This window comes from Bacillus sp. FDAARGOS_1420 (assembly GCF_019344915.1).
GTDB lineage: Bacteria > Bacillota > Bacilli > Bacillales > Bacillaceae_G > Bacillus_A > Bacillus_A mycoides.
In genome coordinates this window covers 462,656-486,900 of the sequence record NZ_JAHWJB010000003.1, presented here as the reverse complement: position 1 = coordinate 486,900, position 24,245 = coordinate 462,656, and the positions used below count along the sequence as shown (strand labels likewise).

Sequence of the window (24,245 nt, the reverse complement as noted above, 5' to 3'; positions counted from 1 at the left end):
GAGAAGATGAAGAAAGTAATCAATATTTTGTCCAATATGCCTCGTAAGTACTTGGTGGTATTGGGGGTCATAGTTTTAGTGCTAGGTGTAGCTACCTATAATACCATTCATCGTTACATGATGAAATCACAAGTACAAGAGGAAGAACAAGTAAATCAAGATGAAATAGAGATGCTTGGAGATAAGCCAAAGGAATTTGATACAAAAGAAGAGGAATATATCGCGAAAACAAGAACAGTAGAAGACTTACTACGAAAAATATCTTCCAGTAGTTATGATGTACCATATTTGTTTACAAAAGCTGGATTTGGTATTGAGCCAATGAAAATGACAAGTAATGAGCGCATGCTTGCTACAGAAGCTGTACAACGATATTTCCTGCATGGAGATAAATTCTATAATGCTCGTATTACAAAAATAGAACGCGGAAAAAAAGTAGATACGTACCACATTGAAGTTCAAATTCAACAAGTGAATTTCCTTGAACCACGTCAATTTAAAGTGCAAGTCAATCAATATGCACAAATTGTAACACCAATTGAACAAATTCCGCACGGGCAAGAAGAAGTACCAGTGGATTAAGTGGAACATGAGGGTTGTGGAAGAAAAAACACAACCCTTTCTAAAAAAATAAAGAGTACCCTAAAAATATTTATTGAATATTCATAATTTTCCGATATAATAAAACCATAGCTAAATGAAATCTATATATATAACTGATTTGAAATAGATATGGAGGAAAGAAAAAATGAGAATGTTATTTGGAACAGCAGCAAACTTTTTTGCGGGATATTCTTCTGGAAGGGGATCAGGATTTTTAGGGGCATTATTCGGATGGGCTTTGTTTTTGGGGGGAGGATATCTATTAGTAGAACATTGGGACAGTATCACGGTTTGGATGCATAGCTTAAATATAGTGCAAGGGTTAGACGGTTATGAAGACATGAGTAATGGGTTCATCTTTGTATGCTTGGTCGTAAGTGCTTTTATTTTTATGCTGTTGTTACCTATTTTCGCAATTGTATTCATAGTAGGTTTAATAATCATGAATATTGTAGTTTGTACGCTTGTATTGTTAACAACACCAAGTACATACACAAAAAAGAAAAATAAGGAGAGTGAGTGGGAATGAATACAATTCTAGTATTAGGTGGATCAAATGGTAGGACGTTAGAAAAACTAGCGAAAAAAAGAGATTGTCAGGTGATTTTTCATGACGGAAAGAATCATGGTGGCGTAAAGAAGACTTTTCGTAGTGTCATTAAAAAATGTGATGTCATTGTAGTGCAGAAAGGTGCATGTGGACATGTCTCTATTGATGTAGCAAAGGAATACGCAAAGAAGTATGATGTCCCGCTTCTATTTAATCAAGGGTTTGGTGGAACGGGTGCGTTAGAAATAGGTTTAAAACACCTGCAGGCAGCGTGAGATTAGTAGGAAAAGAATATTTCGGTTTATAAATCATAAAATTTTTATATATAGATTATATTTTGGTAGGTTTTAATAATATATAATTTGAATTTCATTCAGGATGGGGATTCAGTATAACCAAAAGTAATAAATAAAAGAGAAAATCCCTGCGGGGACAGGGACTTTTTAGGAGAGATATTGTTGTATAATGTCGAAATTTGGCGAATTCAACAAATTAATATTATCACGAATTTTCAAGTAATTGCGGTGGCTGATGTGTCAAAACTGTGTACGATTTTCATATAAAAGCGTTATTTTAATCGGAAATGGCAGGTAATTGACTAGGTTACCTGCCATGCTCTAAAACAATCCGAAGGAGTGAGCACCTGTTTGAAAGAGTGCCGCCGTGGGAAGTCGGCTTATAGGTAGTATGTGGAATGTGAAAAAGATTATTCGAAAAGGGGAATGGAAAATGGAAAACCAAGAAAAATTAGTTGTTTTAAATGCAGATCAAAAGGCAGTTGCTTTAAAAGGGTTAAAGGATTTGTTCTTTGCAGCAAAACAAATGCATGAATGGTTATCACAAGATACATTAACCGAAGAAATGAAAGGCATTCTCATTTCTTTATCAGAAAGTCATATTTCAGATGTGGCAAAAGTAACGGACTATGAATCAAATTTAGCGAAAGAAAAAGAAAAACGTTATGCGGAAATTCGTAATGCCAATATGCGTATTCACGACTTGGAACGACAAATGGCTGATATGAAACCGATCGATGGATTAAAAGAGCAATTGGCGGAGTTAACTCGGAAGATTGATGAATGGTGGGACGAACTAGGGTTCAACTACATTTCGGAAATGAGTTTTAGTAAATGGGGTGGATTAGATATAAAGTTTGGTTTTCAATTAGGTAGACTTTCAATGTTGTTGAGTAGTACACCTGTATCGGATAAGGAAGAAGATGCGGATAAAATACAACAACTTCGCGATAAAGGATTTATTTTCACAGAGGAAGATAGGGAAGCACATCTTGCTGACAATAATACAAACAAGAAATTATTGGTAGAACTTTTAGAAGAAAGATTTCCGAGTATACGAATTACAGGAATGGAAACTTGGAACGGGAGAAGAAACAAGGAAGCGCACATTCGATATGTTACAGCCTATCTAGGCGAATTGCATGAAATTTAAACAAAATAGTTATTTTGTAAACGGAAAATAGGAGTGCTTGACCAGAGCACTCCATAACGCCAATAACAAAACCTATAAAAGTATATGAGACATTTAACTAAATATGCTTAATCCTTATTCAAACAAAAAAGAGCACCAGGGAAAGTGCTCTTTGGCCAAGATTCATATCGAAAAGCTTACCGTGATTAGTGTATGTATATTTTTGATATATGTGCAGTTTTATATAAAATCCTTATTTAAACGGAAAAAGAGCACTCGGGAAAGCGCTCTTTGACCAAGACTCATATCATGTTGAGATGTAATAACGTGACAGCAATATATCTTATGTATGTATTGAGTGTATGTGCAAGTTTAAAACAAAATCTTTATTTCATAACAAGCGAAAAAGAGCACACATATAAGTATGCTCTTTGACAAGAAAGGTAGATTTCTATGAGCGGAGAGCCTCCATACAATAACATATGCTTGTCCAGTTAAAAAGTGACAAGTTTTTAATAAAATCGTTATTTGAATGAAAAGACAACAAACGGAGGGGTTTGCTGTCTTGATAAAAAGGAATGGCACTAAGTATATATTAAAGAGGTAACTGGTTAGTAAAAGTATATGCATTATATATATAAATATCACCAAACAAAGGTGATAATTTTTAAAAACACGTTATTTCATAGTAAATACAAAAGAGCACACATATAAGCATGCTCTTAAATAAGAGAGATTAAGGGTGGATAATCCCATACAATAACATATGTTTGTCTAGATAAAAGGTGAAAGATTTTAATGAAATCGTAATTTAAATAAAAAGAGCGCTTTTTAAGGCGCCCTATGCCCCAGATTTATATATAAAGGTGACTATAATTAGTGTATGTATGCTTTTAATATATGTGCAGTTTTTAAACAAAATCGTTATTTTGCTGAATAAAAATTAGAATCTCTCAAAGAGAGATTCATGGGGAAATTTGTATTTTAAACTACTCTAAAAATCTTTTTTTGATATCCGGAGTAGGGATAAGACATTGTTTTTGTTTGCCAAACCAGTTGTATCTATTTTCTGCAATTTTTCTGTAATAAAGGTTCCGAATAGGTTTTGGGATTATTAAAAGGATGAAAAATAATTTGCAACTTCCTTTTAAGTGCCTACAAATATTCAGTATGGCATCTGATTCTGTATAAGCCTTATTATTATCAATTAATACCACGCTATCTATTGTTTCGCTAATGTTGTATTGATTTAATAACTGAATACCTATGTTACTTTGGCGTGATGCAAATTTAAAATATCCTTTAGGATCTCTTTTAATAATAAATTGAACACTTTGATTACATAAGTTGCAGTCTCCATCAAAAAGTATAATTCGTGTCATTTATAATCCTTTCTAAAATGTTTATTTGAATGCTTTTTATTTTAACTGAAAAGAGAATATAAATACACTCATTGTGAATTATTGAATTACGAAGAGTTTTTAATAAAAATGCTATTTTAGAGAAAAAGGTAAAGGGTGAATCCAAGAATATGAATAATAGTAATATATACAAATCAGGTTATGTCATTCTTATTTATTTTGTTATGACTCAATTTGTCGGAATTATAGGAGTACAATTACTGGCTAAGACAGGTTGGTATGATATTCAGGGGAATCAGCAACAAGCGATTCAAGAGATCCTTGTACATTGGGAGTTAATAGGGTTTCTGCTTACATTAGGAATCATATTTTTTGTATATAAGAAAGAAGGGATTAAAGAACCTAGGCTATCAATTAAATTATCGAAAGCCACATGGCGGTGGATTCTTGCTGGAATCGTATTCGTTTTTCTTGCACAGATGATTGGTAGCTTTTTAGATAAGAGTTTATTCCAGTTATCTACGCAATCAGAAAATACATCTAGTACAGTCGCAGCTGCAGTGATATCACCAATTGCGATTGTATCCATTGTAATTCTTGCCCCATTAGTAGAGGAACTGGTATTTCGATATGCAACCATGAATATTTTAATAAAGAAGTTTAAAGAAACAGGGAGTATCGTAATCAGTGCCTTGTTCTTTGCAATTATGCATTTTGATTTTCCATTTATCTTTGGGTATTTTTGTATTGGGGTTGTATTAGCCTTCGTATATAAACGTTCAAATCAATTATTAGTTTCTTATATTGTTCATGCAGCGATGAACTTCATTGTACTGATGTTACAAATAATCTAAATATGAGTAAATAAAAAGACATGCTGGACAAAACAGCACGTCTTTTTATTTATAAGTCCATTTTCTCCATAGCCATTCGATAGGTCCATATCGGAAATACTTACTCCATAGTGTACTGCATATACATTGTACGATACAAATAAGAAGTCCAAAGATACATAGCTGCCAGTAAAATAAGTGTGAGATATCCTGAAAACATCCTGAAAGAATGATAAGTGTTAGTATGCTTTGGGCTATGTAATTTGTTAAAGCATATTTACCTACGTTCATAAGGGGGTATAGCCACTTTATATATCTTTTTTTCTCACAAATTAAAAGTAGAGAACAAATATAGAATATAGATAGCGTTTTTCCTCCAAAAAGAATCCATAGCTGGATATGGCTAGAGTAATAGACATCTATTTCAATAAAATAATAGATGATAGGGAGAGAGAGCAGACATGATAGGAATAGCGAAACCCACTGTAAAACTTGAATTTTCCCTCTGAGATCCGATATACTTCTAAAAATATTCTTCTTTCCAGCCCATAAACCTATTAAAAATAACCCAATATATTCCGGGATTCCTATTAGAAGTTGCTGAAATTCCTGTGTCATAAGAAAGAACAAACGAGCTTTTACTTGATGTAAATAATTCGAAAATAGATTCACTGTTTGATTAGTAGTGTTGCCTGTAAACATATATTGATAGTATTTTGGTATCTCTTCAGGAATAGAAGGACTTGCCTGTAAAAATAAAATAACATGTAGAGTATAACTAGCAAGTAAAAAACTACAACCTGTTATAAAAATAAGCTTAGTAGACCGCTTATAAAAGAACAATAGAACAAAACCAGCTATAGCATATGCATGTAAAATATCTCCATACCACAGAAAGATAAAGTGAATTACACCAAATAGTAATAGAATACATAACCTACGACTAAATAGTTTATATATGGGATACCCCTTTTTTTCTGTATTTCTCATAAAGATATAAAATCCCACGCCGAATAAGAATGCAAAAATGGTATAAAACTTTGATGATAGTAGTAAATCTACTAGAAAACGAACTACTTTATCTATACCGGAGTAACCTGCTTGATTAAAGGGATCTAGTCCTGTCATAGTAGGTAGATTAGCAAATAGGATACATAGTATGGCCATACCCCTTATTATGTCTAAAGAATAAATACGGGCGTTTTGCTGCATGTAAATTCTCCTTTCTTACAAAGAAAAACGAGCACTATATTAACTAGCACTCGAATTACGTCTCGCAAAGAATCCATCATATGTAGCAGCTGACACTGCCCCTTCTAGGCGTTCAATTTCTTCGCCTCTGTTATAAGCTACAACAACTGGAGTACCAGGAATGTCGAACTCTTGGAAGGCACTTTGATTTTCGGGCGTAGAGATATCAATACGATAGATGGTTCTATCATGCTTTTTTGACATACTATCGATATCTGGTGCAGCCTTTTTACAATAATGACAGGTTGGTTGATAGTAATATGCAATAAACTCTTCATGGGATTCTATTTTTTTCTTCAATTCTTCTTTTGAAATATCTTTTATATTTTTGGGTGCTCTTTCTGCATCTGCAGCAGATACAATTGCTTTTTCTGGTGTTACAGTTTCTGTTTTGACTGATTCATTCTTAGTTAATGTAAAGATCGCGATACAAGCAACGCATAATGTGGTGACAATTGCTCCGATTTTATACATTTTTTTCATAGTAAATTCCTCCTTAAAATAAAAAAAGGACAAACCTCGCCCGAGTTAACTGGGCGTAAGGTTTGTCCTTCACGCTACGTACAATAGAGTATAAACAATGGATAACAATTTTTCTACTTATATATTACCATATAATCCATATAGAATGCTATATTAATTTTTACAAGTAACACAAAGAATATACAAAATCATTATAATTTCACGTACCAGAATAATAATAGAAAAACAAACAACATACACAAGGGGATTCTATACAGTTTATAACTATGTATTAGTTCTACCCTAGTATTAGGGGTCAAAACGTATAAAAAGACACTTTAAGTAGTGTCTTTTTATACGTTGACATGCTATTTAAGAAAATGTAGTGATTAATCAAGATTAATCAAGATTAATTAGATGCTTCCCGATTAATCTTAGTATAACATCAATATAGAAGATATCAAATGTAATTTCGTATATATAGATTATTATATATAATTCTACCTTAAATCTCAATTACCAAAATTACCAGTTCCCTTATTTTTATATTTATACTATAATTTAACTGCTAAATAGTATTAAAGGAGCTTTTAAAGATATGGAGATGAGAGATTTACAAAAACTAATTGAATCAAAGAAACAAGAACTAATTAAACTTGTAGAGAAGTATGGGTTTACCCATAAGCAAGTTTTGTATTTAAGTCAAGACATCGATATGTTAATTAATGAATGTATATATAATAATTTTAATAAAGGTGAATGAAGTTACAGTTTACATAGGGAAAGCACCACATCGCTTAAAGCTAATAAAAAGAAATTCCCCCTAAAATAAAAAAATACGCTATCCTTTCTGTAGAATCATAGGAAAGGATGGCCTTTTTTACTCTTGAGGGCAGTTAATATTTTTAAGTTGATGGGCATGTGGGGGTCCCGCCAACATAACGCGAATTTCGTACGCTAAGAAGGTTCCATAAACGGTATTTGTTATTTAGTATGATGCTTTGTTTTTGGTAATGAGTTTTGGAACTAGTCTATAAACATATTTCAGTCAGTTTTGATAGATATAAATAAAGTTCCTTAAACGACCGTTTTCAGTACTTTTTAGACGTATTGAAATGGATAAATATGTTATTATGGAATTGACATTGCAAAAGAATGCACTTAAATGCTTTGTGATAATAAAGTCTTTTAAAATTAAAATGTCGATTATACTATTCCACAAACGGGCCATTTAATTGAGCAAAGCTTTTTAAGATAATGTGTAAATAAGTATATATTTTTAAATTAATACCTTAAAATAAATGGAAAAACCGAAAGGAAGAAACTCATGAAAAACTTTATTATCTTCGGAGCAAGCAAAGGATTGGGTCAGGCATTCGCCAAAGGGTTGCCAGATACGGGTGATAGTTTATGGATTGTTTCCAGAAGTTGTCCTGAGAGTTTGAAACTAAACGATGGAGTCAATAGATATTGGATAGAAGCTGACCTATCGAAATCTGATGCAAGCAATCGGATTGCGAATACATTAAATGGCGTTAAATTAGACGTATTAATATATAATGTTGGCATATGGGAGAGCAAAGGATTTAGAGAAGACTATGATTTTGAGAATGATGATCCAGAAGAAATTGCAAAAATAATTCATGTAAATGTAACATCCGCAATTACCTGTATACAAAAGTTATTACCGAATCTTAAAAAATCTGATAACGCAAAAATTTTCTTAATCGGATCTACGGCAGGTCTTGAAAATAATCAATTAACACAAATTTCATTTGTGGCTTCTAAATTTGGTTTGCGTGGTATTGGTAATTCTTTAAGAGAACATGTAAAAAAATATGGAATCGGTGTAACCTGCATTAATCCTGGCGAAATTGCAACCCAAATTCCTTATGAAGATGGAATTGAGAAGGTTTTGACAACTTACAATGGCACACAAATTCCCCTTCAGGATATCGTTTCATTAGTTAAATGCGTTATGAACCTTTCCAAAGCGTCTTGTGTAAAAGAAATTAATATTCCAGCAATGCTCGATACAAATGCATAATTAATGGGAAACGATATATTACTAACCGTCCTATCAATTGGGTGGTCATTTCTTGGTCGAACAATAAATGAAAACAGAGCCAAAAATTTAAGCAATGATCTTCAACAAAAAGGCGCGATTGTCGCATAAAAATCAAATTTTTAAACGACTTTATTATTACATCCGAACTAGCACTTTCTTGTTAAGCTAACGGGTAGAACAAACCAATCTAAAAAAGTGGCATCCACATATTTTTGTGGATGCCACTATCCGTATAGTATAACTATACGGATAGTAGTTTGTTATGCTGCCTTTAGCTTGATGGGAATTCTTTGATCCATTTTAATTTGGAATGTCCCATATGGATTTACATGGCTGTAGAATAGGGGAGTCAATCCCCTAAAGTCCTCCGGTGTCATTCGCTTCAACCAATATTGGTTATCATGATAAAGAATGTCTTGCAGTATGAGCGTATTCATGTAGACTAGGCAATTTTGCAATAGCTGTAGGGAGAGAGCCGAGACCTCCTGGTCTTCTATGGAATTAAACCGAATCTCACTGTTCTTTCCATAAAAAATGTAACTGTTCACTGAATTCCATTGTTCCACCGTATTGAGCCCTTCATGAATTTCTCTCCGGATTTCCTCATGATGCAAGTAATCACATAAAAAGATTGTCTTAATGGCTTTTCCTAATTCACATAAGGCTTGATAGGTTGGGTGCTTCGTATCCCTTGTAAAGCGCTTCAGAATTGCTTCGGCTGATGCAGTCCCAACCCGTAATGCAGTGGCAAATTTGATAATTTGCTCATATTGTTGACGAATGAGATCCCAGTTAATAGGCTTACTCAGGATTGGATGCAACTCCGGATACTCCTGGTTCATTATCCGGACCAGTAAGCTCTCGAAAACCAAAAAATTCCCTTATCGTGTTACGATGTCGAGTATAAGTTTTTTCTTTTCCACCCCATCCATACTCTTCAAATCGATCTGGGGATAAATCTATTTGTTTTGCAATATATTCAATAATAATCCTTGGAATATCTTGTTTTGCCGTTGGGAATTTTGCTTCCTGTTGGAAGTATTTCAATAACAGAGCAAAACCCAGACGGTTTGCCTCCTTTCTATTACCCATAAGTAAATTTAGTTCATCTGGCATGAGTATAAAATCAGTTATAAGCTCTTCTTCAGTCCAGTTTCGTTTCAAGATTTTCCCCTCTAATCTATGGTGTTTATTTCTAGTATAATTTTGATAGGGGAACACCAGCAAGAGAGCTAAAAGAATTAATTTCATTTATTCTTTTCCACTTATTGTAATCCTTATGACGGACTAGAACAGCAACCCTGTGATCGGTCACAAGTAGAGGAATTATAGAGGAGACTAGATTCCACTGAAAAAAATACAAAGCATCGCAACTTTATTTCAAATATATAGTGTACTAATAATTATTATTTTCAAAATTTAACAAATATGATATAATTTATGTTAAGCGATGTTTCTTAAAAGTAAATGGCGGTTCAAGTTAGGGGAAGGGCACTCATACGGGTGCCTTTTTCTTTAGAAATCATTAAAGGAGAGTGCAACATGACTATTATCAACTTGGATGATTTTCGAAAACAAAAAGAAAAACAAGTGGTGACGATACCAATCATTGAACGGATATACAAAGAAGATGGCGAGATTAAGATTGAAGTATCTGGAGAACGAAAAGTTTCTAAATCCTGGTTAAACAGACACGATAAGCAAGTATAATATGTCACTAAAGAAAAAGGACCTGATATGAATATCAGATCCTTTTTCACTATGTATAATTATTTCACTGCTTCTTTTAATTCTTTTCCGGCTTTAAATGCAGGTGCTTTAGATGCAGCGATTTGCATTTCTTCACCTGTTTGTGGATTACGCCCTGTACGTGCAGATCTTTCACGCACTTCAAATGTACCAAAACCAATAATCTGTACTTTCTCTTCATTTGCAAGAGCATTTGTTATAGCATCTAATACAGCTTGTGTTGCTGCAGCTGCATCTTTTTGTGTAAGTTCTGCTTTTTCTGCTACCATTTTTGTTAATTCGGTTTTATTCATTTTTTGCACCTCTTTGAATGTAATAAGAAATTATTATAACGTACCTACGTTTCTGATGTAAATAAGATATATAGAAAAGGCCCTAGCAAGGGGTACCGCCACATCGCTATCAAGCTAACAAAACAAGAGTCACTTTTGTTATAAGATATTTTTGACTTATGTTTCATTTATTATATCTCTAAAATATAGTTTCATATCCTTAGCTTCGAATTCATTTATTTCAAGGGGGGAGCGCAATCATCACATTTAGTATTTATACTTTGCATTGAATGCTTTTATTTTGCATCAATAACATCCATAAATTTAAGAGTAATCCTGTTATAAAAAGCATCTGTACATAGTATAGAACAATTCAATGGATCAATATCAGTCACGGTCATGTAGTTAGTAAGCAGATATCCATCCTCGTAATATGTAATCAACACCTCTTTTTCAGATAGTAATGAGCATAATAACATGTTCTCGATAAGTTCTTTTTCTTCAGAAGTTAAGAGTGGACGTGCTACTTTATTTTTTTCCTTAATAATCTCACGTATACCGTCAAATTGTTCTGTCATTGCAGCGAATGGCGTCCATTTCACCATTCCTCTTCCCTTTGGCATATTAGTGTCGTTCATGATTTGTGCCCTCCTAACAATGTGTTTCTGTATCTTGCTGTAGCACTATTTGTATAAGAAATTCCTCTTAATATGCTATTCTTACCAAACTTAGTGCGTATTTCATCCATCACCTTCGTTAATTTCATTTCTTTTTCTCGTTGTGTTACATTGTCAAAAAGAGATATTTGTTCTTCACCTTCATTGATTAAGTTGGTTAAAGAAACATTGATGGATCTAATTGGTTCCCCGGTATAAAACTTATGTAAAAAATATGTACAAATATGATAGATATCCATTGTTAAATTGGTTGGTCGATTCATAGTGTGAGTTTTTCTGAAACCGCCAGCGTAGTTTTTACTGTAACCAATGGAAAAATGGATTGTTTGAGCTAGTTTGTTTTGTCTTCTCATCCGATAACAAACTTCCTCGATATGTTCCAGTAGGATGATCGCGAATTCCTCTATCGTGTAATCACGCATGAGTATTTGACTTTTACCAATAGATGTTGTTGCGGGTATGTGTTTTTCTGCAATGCGGCTAAAATCAATACCGTTGCTATGCAAGTGTAATTCTTCACCAATAACCCCAAAGCTTTGTATTAAGTATTTGAGAGGATACACAGCTAGGTCACCGATTGAATGTATTCCTTTTCGGTTTAACTTCGCTTCTGTTTTACCCGAAATCCCCCAAAACTTGTTAAGTGGTCGTATCGGCCATAATTTTATAGGGACATCTTCGTAATTCCAGTATGCTATGCAATCTTTCGTTTTCTTCGCTTCCACATCTAATGCCACTTTGCTCATTAAAGGATTAGGTCCAATCCCAATCGTGCATTCAATTCTTGTTTTTTCATATATTTCACGTTTGAATTTTAATGCAAATTCATAGGGCTCATTCGCAAACAGATGAATGCTATTTGTAATATCCATAAAGAATTCATCGATGCTGTATTGATGGAAATCCTCAATCGGAACGTATTGTAGAGCTAATTTCGTTATGTAATTTGAGCATTTTATATAAGTTCCCATGATTGGGTTTACCACAAGAATGTCTTTACGCCGTGGTATTTCGTACAACCTTGCCATTTTCTTAATACCTAATGCCTTTAATGGTGGTGTTGCAGCCAAAACAATGGAGCCACTCCTGTTCACATCTCCTACTACAGCTAATTTAGTATGCAGTGGGTCTAAGCCCATCTTGATACAGGACACGCTTGCATAAAAGCTGCGAAGATCTACACATAAAACAATTCGATTTGGCAAAATTGAGTAGTCATACACCGTTATACCTCCTTAAATAAGAACGTCTGTTCTTATTATATGCGAATGTGCGTTCTGTTATAAAGGTTTTTTTATAAAAAAAAACTGACTCTAGTTAGCCAGTTTTTACATATCCCAAAAGTCGGTGGATTTAACGTTGGGTTTTATTTGCCTAATAACTTTTAAAATTTTTTTCATTACAGTTGGACTAGGTATGTATTCTTTATCATTGCACGCCTTTGAAACTGTAGGGCGACTTAATTTCGCGTTCTTTTCTAAATCATTTTGGGTGAAGCCATTCCGATCTAAAAAATTACCTAATTTCGTTCGGTTTTTACCTCCGAATTTCCAAAACACTTAAATCCCTCCTGAACCTATTTTCAACATTGTGGACATAAATGTAAAAAACTATTCGCATAGACGGAAAAAGTTTTTTACATAATGTACAAGCTGTCCACAATATGATGTATCAAAGCAGCTACCACGGTATTTATTAAGGTAGAAGAATAAGAGGTTACCAAAGTAAGTTGCGAATGATTACCACATTATTTATCAAGATTTCTACCAAGGTAAAACTACCACGGTATTAAGTAGATGAAGCTATGTAATATCTATATTCTAAATTCTGTTTATAAAGGGGGCATTTAAATGCGTGCTAGGAAAGAAACAATTCCTTTTCGCGAGTTTATGGATCGGTCATACAAAGATAAAGAAAAGAAAATACGTAAATACAATTCATTAAGTCCTTTCGCATTCCTTCATATGTCGGATCAGATATTACATACTTACATTGCATTAGGAGTAATGGGTACGGTTTTAATTGGGGCAGTCATGTTAGAAAAATACCTGGTACGAAATGACCATATATTTGCTGCGAAATTTGTGAGTGAAAGTATTTATTACGGTATGCGGATTGGTGGAGTTTGCTTGATTGGATATGTATTTGTTCGCATCGTAATCATGTTTTAGGGAGGTATACATTATATGAGGATTCTAAAGGAGTGGCTTCATAAACAAAGGTTAAGGAATCAACTTATAGAGGTATTTGGAAAAGCAGGTCTATATACGGAACATCAAACACGCGGAGGGAAAGTGCCTATTTATCCAAAGGTACATAATGTTTCTTCTTCAGCAGAAAGCGTGAGGTATGTTTTTACCATACCAAACGGATTAGATCCACAGAAGATTGAAAAGAAGTGGTTTTGTTTTCAGCAAATATTAGGACGGAATATTACGATTGAAGGTGATGTGAAAAGATTTGTCCTACATGTATTCCGTTCAAATGCTGGGCTAAAACCGTACACTTATTATTATAAAGAGTGGCAGCCACTATTAAAAGGTTACCGTTTACCTGTTGTGGTTGGCAGGGACCAATTCGGAAAAATGATTGCGTACGATATGATTGACTCCAATTCACCGCACTTATTAATTGCAGGGGAAACGGGAAGCGGGAAAAGTAGTATGGTACGTGTTGTACTATCCACACTCATTCAATATATGTCTCCTGATACGTTGCATTTGTATCTTGGAGATTTAAAAAACTCTGAATTTCATTTCTTGCGAAGAGTGAAGCATGTAAAAGAAGTTTGTATGGAAGAAATTGAAATGAAAATAATGCTTCAAAAGGTGTGGAAGGAAATTAGAGAACGAAGAAAACTTATGGAAGAATATGAGGTTGATCATATTGATGCGTACAACAAATTAAATCCAGATTATCAAAAACCATATATTCTACTTGCTATCGATGAAGTGGCTATGCTTAAAGATGAAAAAGAGTGTATGACTACAATTGAAAAGATTTCAGCAGTCGGTCGATCACTTGGAGTTTTTCTTATGCTTAGTATGCAGCGGCCAGATGCGAAAGTGTTAGATGGTAAGTTAAAACTAAATATGACCGTTAGAATCGGCTTTAAATGTGATAGTGCAATTAATAGTAATATCATGGGTACTCCTGGTTCAGAGCACTTAGAGCAATCTGGCCAAATGATTTTAAAACGAAATGGATTAAAGAAAGTGCAAGCTCCTTATTTGGAATTAAGTAAGACGAAACAAATTGTTGAACCATATCGCATGCCTAAAGAGGAGAAAATACTCCAGAATTCATCGCAAGAAGAAATTCCGTTATTTGGGGTGTTAGATGATGAAGAGTAGAGATAAAGGAATTTTGAATGATTTGAATCGATTTAGATGCATGTCCCGTGACGATATTATTGACTTGCATTTTCAAGGCTTAAAGAATGCGGTAACTTGCTGTAATACGGTTATGAAACGATTAAGAAGAGATGGCCATGTTGATGCAAATGTTTCGCAGCACCCATACATTTATTTTCCGCAACCGAGTTCTATCAGAAAGACAAGTCAAAAAACCCCTCATTTCCTTGGTATTGTGGACGTATACAAACAACTCGTTCATTATGAAAATCCTAAACTATTCAAAGTTGAACCAAAGTATGGGAAAGAATATATGGAGCCGGATGCTTTTACTATATGGCGTAGATCACCATTCTTTATTGAAGTTCAAAAGTCAGTGTACAGTAAAAAAATAATGCAAGATAAGATAAACAGATACGAATTATACTTCCGTAGCCAAGAATGGCACAATGAATCCTGGCAACCGAAAGGTTCTAAATTCTTTCCTTCAATCCTTATAATTACTGACAAACATTACGACGTTCAATCTCCCCATTTACGTATATTTCAGGCGAATTCTATAGAAAGTTTTATGAATAATTTAGCGGTGAAATCATAAAGAAAGCCTGCATAGTGCAGAGCTTTTTTCTTTATGATAATGTATTAAGCCGTGTGTGATGCGGATTGTTAGAAGGCGGTAAATGAGGGGAGTTAATTTGAAACAAGTCATGAAATAGTAAAAAACATGGAGAAGAAAGTAATCCTTCAAATGATTTTCAATGGTTAAGCAAATATTTCATTGTATAGCGTCTAGGATAATATCTCATTTGTAAGTATTTACGTAGTTAATTTTGTTATCTTACGAAAATGTAATGTAGACGTCATGTTTTTGAATTTCTCTTCAAACGAAAACAGAATAAGATTACAGTATAATAGAAAATCAAAGAGGTGAACAACATGAAAAGACATATTGCACTTTTTAGTATTTTAGTTATATTTGCAAGCTTATTAGTTGGTTGTGATATCAATCGTATGGTTAAAGATGAATATTACGTTAAAATTAAAATGGATGGAAAAGAGGGGGTTTCAAAATCTATGGATGGTGAAGTGATGGGAAAGGAGTATGAATATATATTATCGGGTTTTGATAAGGAAGGTAAAGAAAAGGAGTTAGAATTTACTGCGCAAAAGAATCTTCGTAAAGAAGCATTCCTACGAAAGTGGAAGGAAAATTAGATGTGAAATAATTAGTTATTTGTGATGGCTGATTCTCTTACGTGGAGGGTTAGCCGTTTTTTATTATATTTTATCTCTTAATTTTCTATATAAAGTATATTAAAAAGATAGGGTAAATCTTCTTCTAAAATGATATCTCCAAAATTAATAACTTGTACGATAACCTCTCGATTATCACTATATCCATTCATATCAACAAGTTGTCCCACATATTTGTTTGTACCAATACCTTTTTAAAGTACGCTAAAAAATATCCTTTATCTTAACTTTATCTTAACTTTATCTTATCTTTACCTTATCTTTAGATTTTTATATTAAACTTTAAACCTTAAAGAATTGATGTTTCAGTCTAAAAAGGAGCGGGGGATAGATGGTCACTACATATTTTATAAATAACCAAGCGCCATTGAAAAATAGAATTTCTTATACGAGGAGGAATATATGAAGAATACGAGTAAAATACGAATTATTATATTATTATTTATTAGTATTTTAGGTTTAGGAACAATGCTTGGAATACTATATTTTAATCATAAAACCAATATTCATAAAAATATAGTGCTTGCTACCGAAAAACGTTTATTGCAATATGAGCCCACCTTGAAAAAAGAATTAGAAAAATATGATTTAGGAGGGAAAACTGCAGTTTTGTTAGGAATTATGTACCAAGAGAGTAGAGGTGAGGGCAACGACCCTATGCAGTCTTCTGAGTCACTTGGATTAAAGCCAAATGAACTTCAAGAGATAAGCCTGAGTATTAAACAAGGGGTAAAACACTTTGCTCAAATGTACAAATATGGAACGGAAAAAGATGTTAGCATGGATACAATTATTCAAAGCTATAATATGGGACCAGGGTATATTGATTTTATTGCCAGCCAAGAAGATAAACAACACTCGGAAGATTCGGCTAAAAAGTTTTCTAAGATGAAAGTTGATCAAAATCCAGAGATGTACACTTGTGGTGGAAATCAAAATAATTTTAGGTATCCATATTGTTATGGTGATTTCACATATGCATCAAAGGTGAATGAAAAAACAAAACTTATTCAAGAACGTCTTCGAAATGTACATGACTCTTCTAAATAAGCTGTAGAAGTGAACTACTCGCCACTTAGTAAAGCTTGAAGTGGGAGCTTCTCAGTTCCACGACGAAAGTACCCTTTCGTCTCCCTGAGCGTTACTTCGGGGTGTTCCACCCCTAGATGTCCAACGCTTGGACGCTCTTTTGGTACGGTTGATATTTTACGCAGGAACCGAATGGCTTGGTTTTCGCACTCTATTTTCTTCCTGCAACCTCATATATCAAGTTATCAAAGAACTTCATATAGCTAGTTTATCAAAAGTTTTTGGCTATGCCAAACCGAAATTCATCTCCCACCTACCGTTGGGCTACGCCCTTCACAGGCTTGGGGAATTCGTTAAATATTATGATACCGTCAGTTATCAACAATAAATACACATAAACTCCTTATATCTCCAGATAAACTACGGAATAGCTCCATACAAACTCCAGATAGCGTATATACAATAACAACTATCAAGGAGGTTAGGAAAAATGAATTTTATAAAACGCGCAATTCTCAGTATGAAAAAAAGAATAGGAACATCATTAATTTTGATGGCGGTCTTTCTGATTGTTACAAACTTAGTGCTGGCAGGATTCACAATCCAAAATGCATCAAAAAAAGCTGCTGATTCAGCAAGAAAAAAACTGGGTGCTGATGTTACTTTAGGTCTTGATTTTGATAAATTAGGAAAACAAGCAAGGGAAACTGGAGAAGCGCCTAATCCGCCGCAGCTCAATACAAAAGAAACAGATCAATTAGCGAAGTCCAAGCATGTAAAAGACTATAATTATATAACCAGTAATTTCGGAATCGCAGATGGATTTAAATTAGTAGGAGCTTCAGAAGGAGAAGGAGAAGGAGAAGGAAAAGGAAATGCTAGAATGGCAACGGTGGGAGGATCAGGTTCAGGTTCAGACATAGATATGAATTCTTCTCTTATGATAGAAGGAGTTCGCAAGAGTTTATTACAAGAAAGCTTTAAAAATGGAAAAAGTAAAATCGTTGATGGAAAACCAATTACAGAACAGATGAAAGATCAGAATGTAGTTTTAATGGAAAAACGATTAGCAGAACAAAACAATTTGAAAGTAGGAGATAAGGTTAAAGTTCAATCAGGGGATAAGAAGGAAACTCTTGAAGTTGAAATTATCGGTATTTATGAAACGAATGAGCAACCAATGGGTCAAAATGCCCCTCCTATGATGAATCCAGCTAATAAACTATATATGCCTTACTCTACTTTAAAAAAATTAGAAACAGATGAAGGTATGAGTATTATGCAAGTTGTGTACTTATTGAACGATCCACAATACATTGATGCATTTAAAAAAGAAGCAAAAAAATCTGATATTGATTTTAATTATTTTAAGTTAGATGCACAAGATTCATTGTACAAACAAATGATTGGTCCTATCGAAAATATCGCTTCTACGTCTCAAATGATTATCTATATGGTATCTATCGCAGGTGCGATTATCTTAGGATTAATCATTATGTTATCGATTAAAGCACGTCGTAAAGAAATGGGGATTTTATTGTCCATTGGAGAGAAAAAATGGAAACTGATGGCGCAGTTCGTAGTAGAAGTAGTATGTATTGCTATTTTAGCATTTGGATTATCCATAACAACAGGAGCTAAAGTTTCTCAATTCGTAGGGGATAACTTACTTTCAAGTGAAATTGCTACAGCAAGTGAAGAAACAGACACCTCACAAAATAGTACTGTAATGGTGGCTGGACCTGGTGGTAGTCTACAAGACCAAAAAAAGGAGCCAATTGATAAAATTGATGTAAGTGTAACGGGAGAGGATGTAGGAAAAATGGGGGGAATTGGACTAGCTATTGCTATATTAGCAACGCTTCTTCCAGCATTATCTATTCTACGCTTAAATCCAAAACAAATCCTTTTAAAAGATGAATAAGGAGGCTCGACATGGAGACGATTTTACAATTTAAAAACTTAGATTATTACTATGAAAGTAACGGAAAAAAAGTAACGATACTAGATAATGTTAACTTTTCTTTTCAAAAAGGACATTTCTACACGATTTTAGGGCCATCTGGATCTGGTAAAACCACAACTCTTAGCTTAGGTTGTGGGCTAGATATACCTAAAAATGGTTATGTACTGTTTAATGGAAAGGATATTCGAAAAATTGGTTTGGATCGGTACCGTAATCAAAATGTATCGGTAATTTTCCAATCTTATAATTTGATTACCTATATGACTGCTCTTCAAAATGTACTAACGGCAATGGAAATTACAGGTGTGAAGGTACAGAATAAAAAAGCAAGAGCATTAGAATTATTAGAGAAGGTAGGACTCACAGAAGTAGAAGCGAAACGAAACGTCTTGCAACTAAGTGGTGGGCAGCAACAGCGTGTAGCAATTGCTAGGGCACTATCTTGCAATGTTGATTTACTTATTGCGGATGAACCAACAGGAAACCTTGATGGAGAAACAGCAAAAGAGATTATTGAGTTGTTTCAAAAGCTCGCTCATCAAGAGAATAAATGTGTAATTGTTGTTACGCATTCACAAGAAGTTGCAAAAAAATCGGATCGAGCAGTGTATTTAAGTAAAAAGAAGTTAGTAGTAAACGAAATTAATAATAGCTAAGAAAAAAGCTACTTTTGTTCCGAATTAACATAATTTTCAAAATTAAAATCTATAGATGTTAATATTTGTTATATAATATATTTTTCAAAGCATTACCCCTGTAGTTTCTATGATGAATCTGTAAGATAGTTTGTTTGTCCCGTATATTCACCTGAAAACAAAAAGAACTTGTAGAGATTCCTACAAGTTCTTTTTGTTTTAACGAATTCCTCGAAAGAATTCTCCTTCCTCAAGCGTGTGAAGGGCGTAGCCCAGCGGTAGGTGGGAGATGAATTTCGGTTTGGCGTAGCCAAAAGGCTTTGCTTTTTATTTTGCCTCTGATATAATCAGTCTTATAAAGTACAAAGGTTGGTATATCAATGAAATTAGATAGCAATAATCATTCAGTGTTCTTGTTATATTATCATCTTGTGTTGGTCGTGAAATACAGAAGAAATGTGTTTGATGATGATATGTCAGATTATGCAAAAGACATGTTTATCAGGTTATCCGAGAATTACAACATAACACTGGTAGAGTGGAATGAGGATGTAGACCATGTTCATATTTTGTTCAAGGCACATCCGAATACAGAAATGACAAAATTCATCAATGCTTATAAGAGTGCAAGTTCTCGACTAATCAAGAGAGACTTTCCACAAGTGAAAAAGAAACTTTGGAAAGAGATGTTTTGGTCAAGAAGTTTTTGCTTACTAACTACTGGTGGTTCTCCAATAGATGTAGTAAAGAAATATATTGAAAATCAAGATGAAAAGTGAGGTGAAATGATATGACAAAGCATAATAAAGCCTATAAATTCCGTTTGTATCCAACAGAAGAACAAGCATATCTTATGCGTAAAACCTTCGGTTGTGTACGTTTCGTGTATAACAGAATGCTAGCTGAACGGAAAGAAGCGTACGAAAAATACAAAGATGATAAGGAACAACTAAAGAAACAAAAGCTTCCAACTCCTGCGAAATATAAAGCAGAATTTGAGTGGTCAAAAGAAGTTGATTCATTAGCTTTGACAAATGCTCAACTACACTTGCAAACTGCCTATAAGAATTTCTTTAGTGGTCAAAATGACTTCCCAACATTCAAAAGTAAAAAAGACAGAAAGTCTTATACAACGAATGTAGTAAACGGAAATATTATGTTGCTTACTGGTCATATCAAATTGCCAAAACTGAAAATGGTACGTATCAAACAGCATAGAGAGATACCACAAGATTATATGATCAAGTCATGTACAATTTCTATGACACCTACTGGTAAATACTATGTGTCCATCTTGACTGAATACGAAAAAGAGATTGTACAAAAAGAAGTAGAGACAGTTGTTGGATTAGACTTTGCGATGGATGGATTATACGTTAGTTCTGAGGATGAGAAAGCCAATTATCCTAAGTTCTATTGTGAAATGTTAGACCGATTAGCAAAGGCACAACGAGTATTATCTAGAAGAACCAAAGGTTCTATTCGTCGGAATAAACAATGTATCCGTGTAGCTAAGTTACATGAAAAAGTAGCGAACCAACGTAAGAACTTCCTTCATCATAAGTCTAAAGAGTTAGCTACTCATTTTGATGTTGTAGCTATTGAAGACTTAAACATGAAAGGAGTGTCACGAGCACTTCATTTTGGAAAAAGTGTTGCTGATAATGGGTGGGGTATGTTCACTTCTTTCTTAGCTTATAAACTAAACGAACAAGGAAAACAACTTATGAAAATAGACAAATGGTTTCCTTCCACAAAAACATGTAGTAGTTGTGGAAATGTAAAAAACATGTCATTGTCTGAACGAGTATATTCTTGCATATGCGGTGTAAATCTCGATAGAGATTATAACGCAGCTATCAATACCAAAAATGAAGCAATACGCCTATTAGCGTTAGCATAAATAACAATAAAATATCCTTTGGAACAAGGGAGTTAGCTCGGCTGTCTTAGGACGAATTCGTTAGCTATCAAAAGTAACGACTAACCGAGAAGCCCCCACTTCAAACAGTCCGTTAGGACGTTAAGTGGCGGGTAGTTCACATAATACCCAAGAAGGAGTGGGTTGCAGTTATAGTAATACTCTATTTTTTGTATTTCTATAATAGATAATCTTTTAAAAAAACAGAATTATCTTGACAGTTATTGAATGGATTGATAAGGTTATAAAAAAATATTTCTTATCCAGAGAGGTGGAGGGACTGGCCTTATGAAACCTCAGCAACAGGTCTGCTTAAGTAGACACTGTGCTAATTCCAGCGGGTGATAATCCTGATAGATGAGAGCTTCCGTTTTTATTTGTCAGTAGCGCCCTCTTTTTTAGAGTGCGTTTTTATTTTTTCTGGATAGTAACTAAAGGAGAGTAGAAATGGAGAACAAAAATGGGCGAGAATTTCAAAGGAGAATGCAAGCACGTCATTTAGTCATGCTATCACTTGGTGGGGTGATTGGAACTGGCTTATTCTTAAGCTCGGGTTACACTATTCAACAAGCTGGCCCGTTTGGAACAATTCTATCCTATCTGATTGGTGCGCTAGTGGTTTATCTAGTTATGCTATGTTTAGGAGAGCTTTCCGTACATATGCCTGAAACGGGCGCATTTCATAGTTATGCAGTTAAATACATTGGACCGGGTACAGGGTATACAGTAGCCTGGTTGTATTGGTTAACTTGGACTGTTGCTTTAGGTTCTGAATTTACAGCCGCAGGATTACTTATGAAGCGATGGTTTCCATCGGTTAATGTTTGGGTATGGAGTGCTCTTTTTGCCATTTTGATCTTTGTATTAAATGTCCTGACTGTTAAATTTTTTGCCGAATCCGAATTTTGGTTTTCATCGATAAAGGTTATAGCTATTGTGTTTTTTATTGTTTTAGGAGTAGCGGCAATGCTAGGGTTTCTTCCGATGACTCATTCAAAAGCAGCACCATTCTTTTCTAATTTTACAAGTGGAGGTTTATTTCCTCATGGTGCTACGGCCATTATGATGACCATGCTTGCGGTTAATTTTGCTTTTTCGGGAACAGAATTAATAGGCATTGCAGCTGGAGAAACAGCGAACCCGGAAAAAATGATACCGAAGGCCATTCGAATTACTCTGTGGAGATTAATCATCTTTTTTGTAGGAACGATTGTTGTTTTATCTGCGTTATTGCCTATTTCCGATGCAGGGGTATTAGAGAGCCCTTTTGTTGCAGTTCTAGAACGAATTGGGGTGCCATATTCAGCTGACATAATGAATTTCGTTATCTTAACAGCCATTTTATCTGCGGCAAACTCAGGCCTTTATGCCTCTTCTAGAATGCTTTGGTCGCTTGCTAATAAGAAAACGATATCCCCGATTTTTGGGAAAATGACGAAGCAAGGTGTTCCAATCAACGCCGTCATTTTCAGCATGGTGGGTGGAGCGTTGGCTTTGCTCTCAAGTATTGTGGCACCAGATACTGTCTATATCGTACTTGTTTCCATTTCCGGTCTAGCAGTAGTTATAGTTTGGATGAGTATTAGTGCTTCCCAGTTCCTATTTCGCAGACAATTTTTGAAAGAAGGAAATTCTGAAAAGGACTTGATTTATCGCACACCACTATATCCATTAGTACCAATTGCTTCTTTTATCCTTTGTCTGGCATCGTGTATTGGAATTGCATTCGATCCAACACAGAGAATTGCCTTATATTGCGGCATACCGTTTATTTTATTTTGCTATGGAAGTTATTATCTAACAAAAAATCTAAAAAAGAGGGGCGTAGATTATGTCGAACAAAATCAACCCAATTGATGCTATTTTATCCCAACATTCCATTATGCTTCTTGACGGAGCATTAGCTACTGAATTGGAGGCGCATGGATGTAATTTGGACGATCCCCTGTGGTCGGCACGTGTGTTACTAGAAAATCCGGAACTAATCTATCAGGTTCATTCGGACTATTTTCGTGCTGGAGCGGACTGTGCCATAACAGCAAGCTATCAAGCTACTATTAGTGGTTTTTCCGCGCGTGGAATACAAGAACAGGAAGCTTTGGAATTAATTAAGAAAACGGTGTTACTTGCAAGAAGGGCAAGAGATGATTTTTGGAAGGAAAATACGCAAACGAATAGGCCTAAACCATTGGTTGTTGCATCAGTTGGACCGTATGGGGCTTACCTTGCAGATGGTTCAGAGTATGTAGGCAACTATGGTGTGACAGATAAAACATTAGCAGACTTTCACCGTTCGAGAATGTCTGCGTTAATTGAAGCAGGTGCAGATCTATTGGCATTTGAAACAATCCCTTCCCTGCAAGAAGCAAGAGTATTAGATACATTATTGCGTGAATTTCCAGCAACATATGCGTGGCTTTCCTTTTCGCTAAAAAATGAGAAAGAGGTTAGTGAAGGTATGAAACTCGTGGAGTGTGCACGAGTTTTTGAGAAAAGTGAACAAATTGTAGCGATAGGCATCAATTGTGCGCCAGTAACCGTTGTGACTGGTGCAATCCAAGAGTTGAGGGCAAACACCAAAAAACCGATTATTGTTTATCCAAACTCTGGTGAAACTTATAATCCAGAAACAAAAACATGGCATGGTCATGAACAATGTAACGCGTTGGATATTCAATCTGAAGAATGGTACCAAGCAGGTGCACGTTTAATAGGTGGATGCTGCAGAACGACACCTTATCACATTGAGGAGATATCGAACAAGTGGCGTTCTTCCGAGTTTTCCTATTCGAACGAAGCAAAACAGTAATGTAATGGATGATAATCTAACTTT

General features: G+C 34.6%; 26 protein-coding genes, 3 pseudogenes and 1 riboswitch. Of the genes and pseudogenes, 19 read left to right on the top strand and 10 right to left on the bottom strand.

Translation table 11 applies throughout. The annotated features are described in order from the left end of the window. Positions 1-6: 6 nt before the first annotated feature. The 4 genes from I6L50_RS31205 (at position 7) to I6L50_RS31190 (ending at position 2,602) form a co-directional block, all read left to right on the top strand. Entirely contained in the window at positions 7-582 is a 576-nt protein-coding gene (locus tag I6L50_RS31205; protein WP_113937426.1) for a hypothetical protein, read from the top strand. A gap of 166 nt (positions 583-748) precedes the next feature. Then, on the top strand, positions 749-1,132 hold the full coding sequence (locus I6L50_RS31200; RefSeq protein ID WP_219304027.1) for a hypothetical protein: 384 nt from the start codon (positions 749-751) through the stop codon (positions 1,130-1,132). Continuing rightward, on the top strand, positions 1,129-1,428 hold the full coding sequence (locus I6L50_RS31195; protein ID WP_002169762.1) for a DUF2325 domain-containing protein: 300 nt from the start codon (positions 1,129-1,131) through the stop codon (positions 1,426-1,428). Before I6L50_RS31200 ends, I6L50_RS31195 begins: the two co-directional genes overlap by 4 nt. 454 nt (positions 1,429-1,882) lie before the next feature. After that, positions 1,883-2,602, top strand: coding sequence for a hypothetical protein (locus tag I6L50_RS31190; protein ID WP_219304026.1), 720 nt, complete (start codon positions 1,883-1,885; stop codon positions 2,600-2,602). A gap of 968 nt (positions 2,603-3,570) precedes the next feature. On the opposite strand, the gene I6L50_RS31185 is transcribed toward I6L50_RS31190, so the two are convergent. Further along, complete coding sequence (locus I6L50_RS31185) at positions 3,571-3,963, bottom strand: thiol-disulfide oxidoreductase DCC family protein (RefSeq protein WP_219304025.1); 393 nt, start codon at positions 3,961-3,963, stop codon at positions 3,571-3,573. Positions 3,964-4,112: 149 nt separating this feature from the next. On the opposite strand from I6L50_RS31185, the gene I6L50_RS31180 reads away from it, so the two are divergent. Beyond that, positions 4,113-4,796 carry a CPBP family intramembrane glutamic endopeptidase gene (locus tag I6L50_RS31180; protein WP_219304024.1) on the top strand — a complete coding sequence of 228 codons (684 nt, stop codon included), beginning with the start codon at positions 4,113-4,115 and terminating at the stop codon, positions 4,794-4,796. Positions 4,797-4,841: 45 nt separating this feature from the next. Here the strand turns inward: I6L50_RS31180 and I6L50_RS31175 are convergent, their stop codons facing one another. Then, the gene (locus I6L50_RS31175) at positions 4,842-5,987 is read right to left on the bottom strand and encodes a DUF418 domain-containing protein (protein WP_219304023.1); all 1,146 of its coding nucleotides are present in this window, start codon (positions 5,985-5,987) and stop codon (positions 4,842-4,844) included. Between the two features lie 39 nt (positions 5,988-6,026). Further along, positions 6,027-6,509, bottom strand: coding sequence for a thioredoxin family protein (locus I6L50_RS31170; protein WP_219304022.1), 483 nt, complete (start codon positions 6,507-6,509; stop codon positions 6,027-6,029). Positions 6,510-7,086: 577 nt separating this feature from the next. On the opposite strand from I6L50_RS31170, the gene I6L50_RS31165 reads away from it, so the two are divergent. Both I6L50_RS31165 and I6L50_RS31160 read left to right on the top strand, forming a co-directional pair. Beyond that, a complete protein-coding gene (locus tag I6L50_RS31165; protein WP_219304021.1) occupies positions 7,087-7,251 on the top strand; it encodes an aspartyl-phosphate phosphatase Spo0E family protein in 165 nt (54 codons plus the stop codon). Positions 7,252-7,815: 564 nt separating this feature from the next. Continuing rightward, a complete protein-coding gene (locus I6L50_RS31160) occupies positions 7,816-8,535 on the top strand; it encodes an SDR family NAD(P)-dependent oxidoreductase (protein WP_219304020.1) in 720 nt (239 codons plus the stop codon). A 281-nt stretch (positions 8,536-8,816) separates the two neighbouring features. Here the strand turns inward: I6L50_RS31160 and I6L50_RS31155 are convergent. Beyond that, a pseudogene (locus I6L50_RS31155) lies at positions 8,817-9,395 on the bottom strand (Tn3 family transposase); the annotation flags it as partial. Continuing rightward, positions 9,358-9,672, bottom strand: coding sequence for a DUF4158 domain-containing protein (locus I6L50_RS31150; protein WP_257475454.1), 315 nt, complete (start codon positions 9,670-9,672; stop codon positions 9,358-9,360). The pseudogene I6L50_RS31155 and the gene I6L50_RS31150, both read right to left, overlap by 38 nt. A 426-nt stretch (positions 9,673-10,098) precedes the next feature. On the opposite strand from I6L50_RS31150, the gene I6L50_RS31145 reads away from it, so the two are divergent. After that, on the top strand, positions 10,099-10,266 hold the full coding sequence (locus tag I6L50_RS31145; RefSeq protein WP_219304018.1) for a hypothetical protein: 168 nt from the start codon (positions 10,099-10,101) through the stop codon (positions 10,264-10,266). 59 nt (positions 10,267-10,325) lie between these two features. On the opposite strand, the gene I6L50_RS31140 is transcribed toward I6L50_RS31145, so the two are convergent. The 4 genes from I6L50_RS31140 to I6L50_RS31125 all read right to left on the bottom strand — a co-directional run bounded on the left by I6L50_RS31140 (position 10,326) and on the right by I6L50_RS31125 (position 12,813). Next, positions 10,326-10,598, bottom strand: coding sequence for an HU family DNA-binding protein (locus tag I6L50_RS31140; protein ID WP_002139643.1), 273 nt, complete (start codon positions 10,596-10,598; stop codon positions 10,326-10,328). Between the two features lie 275 nt (positions 10,599-10,873). Next, complete coding sequence (locus I6L50_RS31135) at positions 10,874-11,215, bottom strand: YolD-like family protein (protein ID WP_219304017.1); 342 nt, start codon at positions 11,213-11,215, stop codon at positions 10,874-10,876. Further along, positions 11,212-12,477, bottom strand: coding sequence for a Y-family DNA polymerase (locus tag I6L50_RS31130; protein ID WP_219304016.1), 1,266 nt, complete (start codon positions 12,475-12,477; stop codon positions 11,212-11,214). The genes I6L50_RS31135 and I6L50_RS31130 overlap by 4 nt, the downstream gene beginning before the upstream one ends. A gap of 105 nt (positions 12,478-12,582) precedes the next feature. Continuing rightward, positions 12,583-12,813, bottom strand: coding sequence for a helix-turn-helix domain-containing protein (locus tag I6L50_RS31125; protein WP_002090389.1), 231 nt, complete (start codon positions 12,811-12,813; stop codon positions 12,583-12,585). Between the two features lie 291 nt (positions 12,814-13,104). Here I6L50_RS31125 and I6L50_RS31120 point away from each other — a divergent pair, with 291 nt between their 5' ends. The 4 genes and pseudogenes from I6L50_RS31120 to I6L50_RS31105 form a co-directional block, all read left to right on the top strand. After that, on the top strand, positions 13,105-13,425 hold the full coding sequence (locus tag I6L50_RS31120) for a hypothetical protein (protein WP_002090390.1): 321 nt from the start codon (positions 13,105-13,107) through the stop codon (positions 13,423-13,425). Between the two features lie 15 nt (positions 13,426-13,440). Beyond that, complete coding sequence (locus I6L50_RS31115; RefSeq protein ID WP_219304015.1) at positions 13,441-14,607, top strand: FtsK/SpoIIIE domain-containing protein; 1,167 nt, start codon at positions 13,441-13,443, stop codon at positions 14,605-14,607. A gap of 22 nt (positions 14,608-14,629) precedes the next feature. Continuing rightward, entirely contained in the window at positions 14,630-15,205 is a 576-nt protein-coding gene (locus tag I6L50_RS31110; RefSeq protein ID WP_219304057.1) for a replication-relaxation family protein, read from the top strand. A gap of 338 nt (positions 15,206-15,543) precedes the next feature. Then, positions 15,544-15,804 (top strand): annotated as a pseudogene (locus I6L50_RS31105) (YxeA family protein); the annotation flags it as partial. Between the two features lie 107 nt (positions 15,805-15,911). Here I6L50_RS31105 and I6L50_RS35195 read toward each other — a convergent pair. Next, positions 15,912-16,034, bottom strand: a pseudogene (locus tag I6L50_RS35195) (vancomycin resistance histidine kinase VanS); the annotation flags it as partial. Positions 16,035-16,263: 229 nt separating this feature from the next. Here I6L50_RS35195 and I6L50_RS31100 point away from each other — a divergent pair. The 7 genes from I6L50_RS31100 (at position 16,264) to mmuM (ending at position 24,221) form a co-directional block, all read left to right on the top strand. After that, positions 16,264-16,911, top strand: a complete 648-nt coding sequence (locus tag I6L50_RS31100) for a lysozyme family protein (RefSeq protein ID WP_219304014.1) — start codon at positions 16,264-16,266, stop codon at positions 16,909-16,911. Positions 16,912-17,380: 469 nt separating this feature from the next. Continuing rightward, entirely contained in the window at positions 17,381-18,814 is a 1,434-nt protein-coding gene (locus tag I6L50_RS31095; RefSeq protein WP_219304013.1) for an ABC transporter permease, read from the top strand. Between the two features lie 11 nt (positions 18,815-18,825). Continuing rightward, entirely contained in the window at positions 18,826-19,512 is a 687-nt protein-coding gene (locus tag I6L50_RS31090) for an ABC transporter ATP-binding protein (RefSeq protein ID WP_219304012.1), read from the top strand. 359 nt (positions 19,513-19,871) lie between these two features. Further along, on the top strand, positions 19,872-20,270 hold the full coding sequence (gene tnpA, locus I6L50_RS31085; RefSeq protein ID WP_219304011.1) for an IS200/IS605 family transposase: 399 nt from the start codon (positions 19,872-19,874) through the stop codon (positions 20,268-20,270). Positions 20,271-20,281: 11 nt separating this feature from the next. After that, complete coding sequence (locus I6L50_RS31080; RefSeq protein WP_219304010.1) at positions 20,282-21,394, top strand: RNA-guided endonuclease TnpB family protein; 1,113 nt, start codon at positions 20,282-20,284, stop codon at positions 21,392-21,394. A gap of 274 nt (positions 21,395-21,668) precedes the next feature. After that, a riboswitch (SAM riboswitch) is annotated at positions 21,669-21,776 on the top strand. 83 nt (positions 21,777-21,859) lie between these two features. Further along, positions 21,860-23,269 (top strand): S-methylmethionine permease, encoded by a 1,410-nt coding sequence (mmuP, locus tag I6L50_RS31075; protein ID WP_219304009.1) that lies wholly within the window; start codon positions 21,860-21,862, stop codon positions 23,267-23,269. Further along, positions 23,244-24,221: a homocysteine S-methyltransferase gene (mmuM, locus tag I6L50_RS31070; protein ID WP_219304008.1), complete on the top strand. Its 978-nt coding sequence runs from the start codon at positions 23,244-23,246 to the stop codon at positions 24,219-24,221. Before mmuP ends, mmuM begins: the two co-directional genes overlap by 26 nt. Positions 24,222-24,245 lie beyond the last annotated feature (24 nt).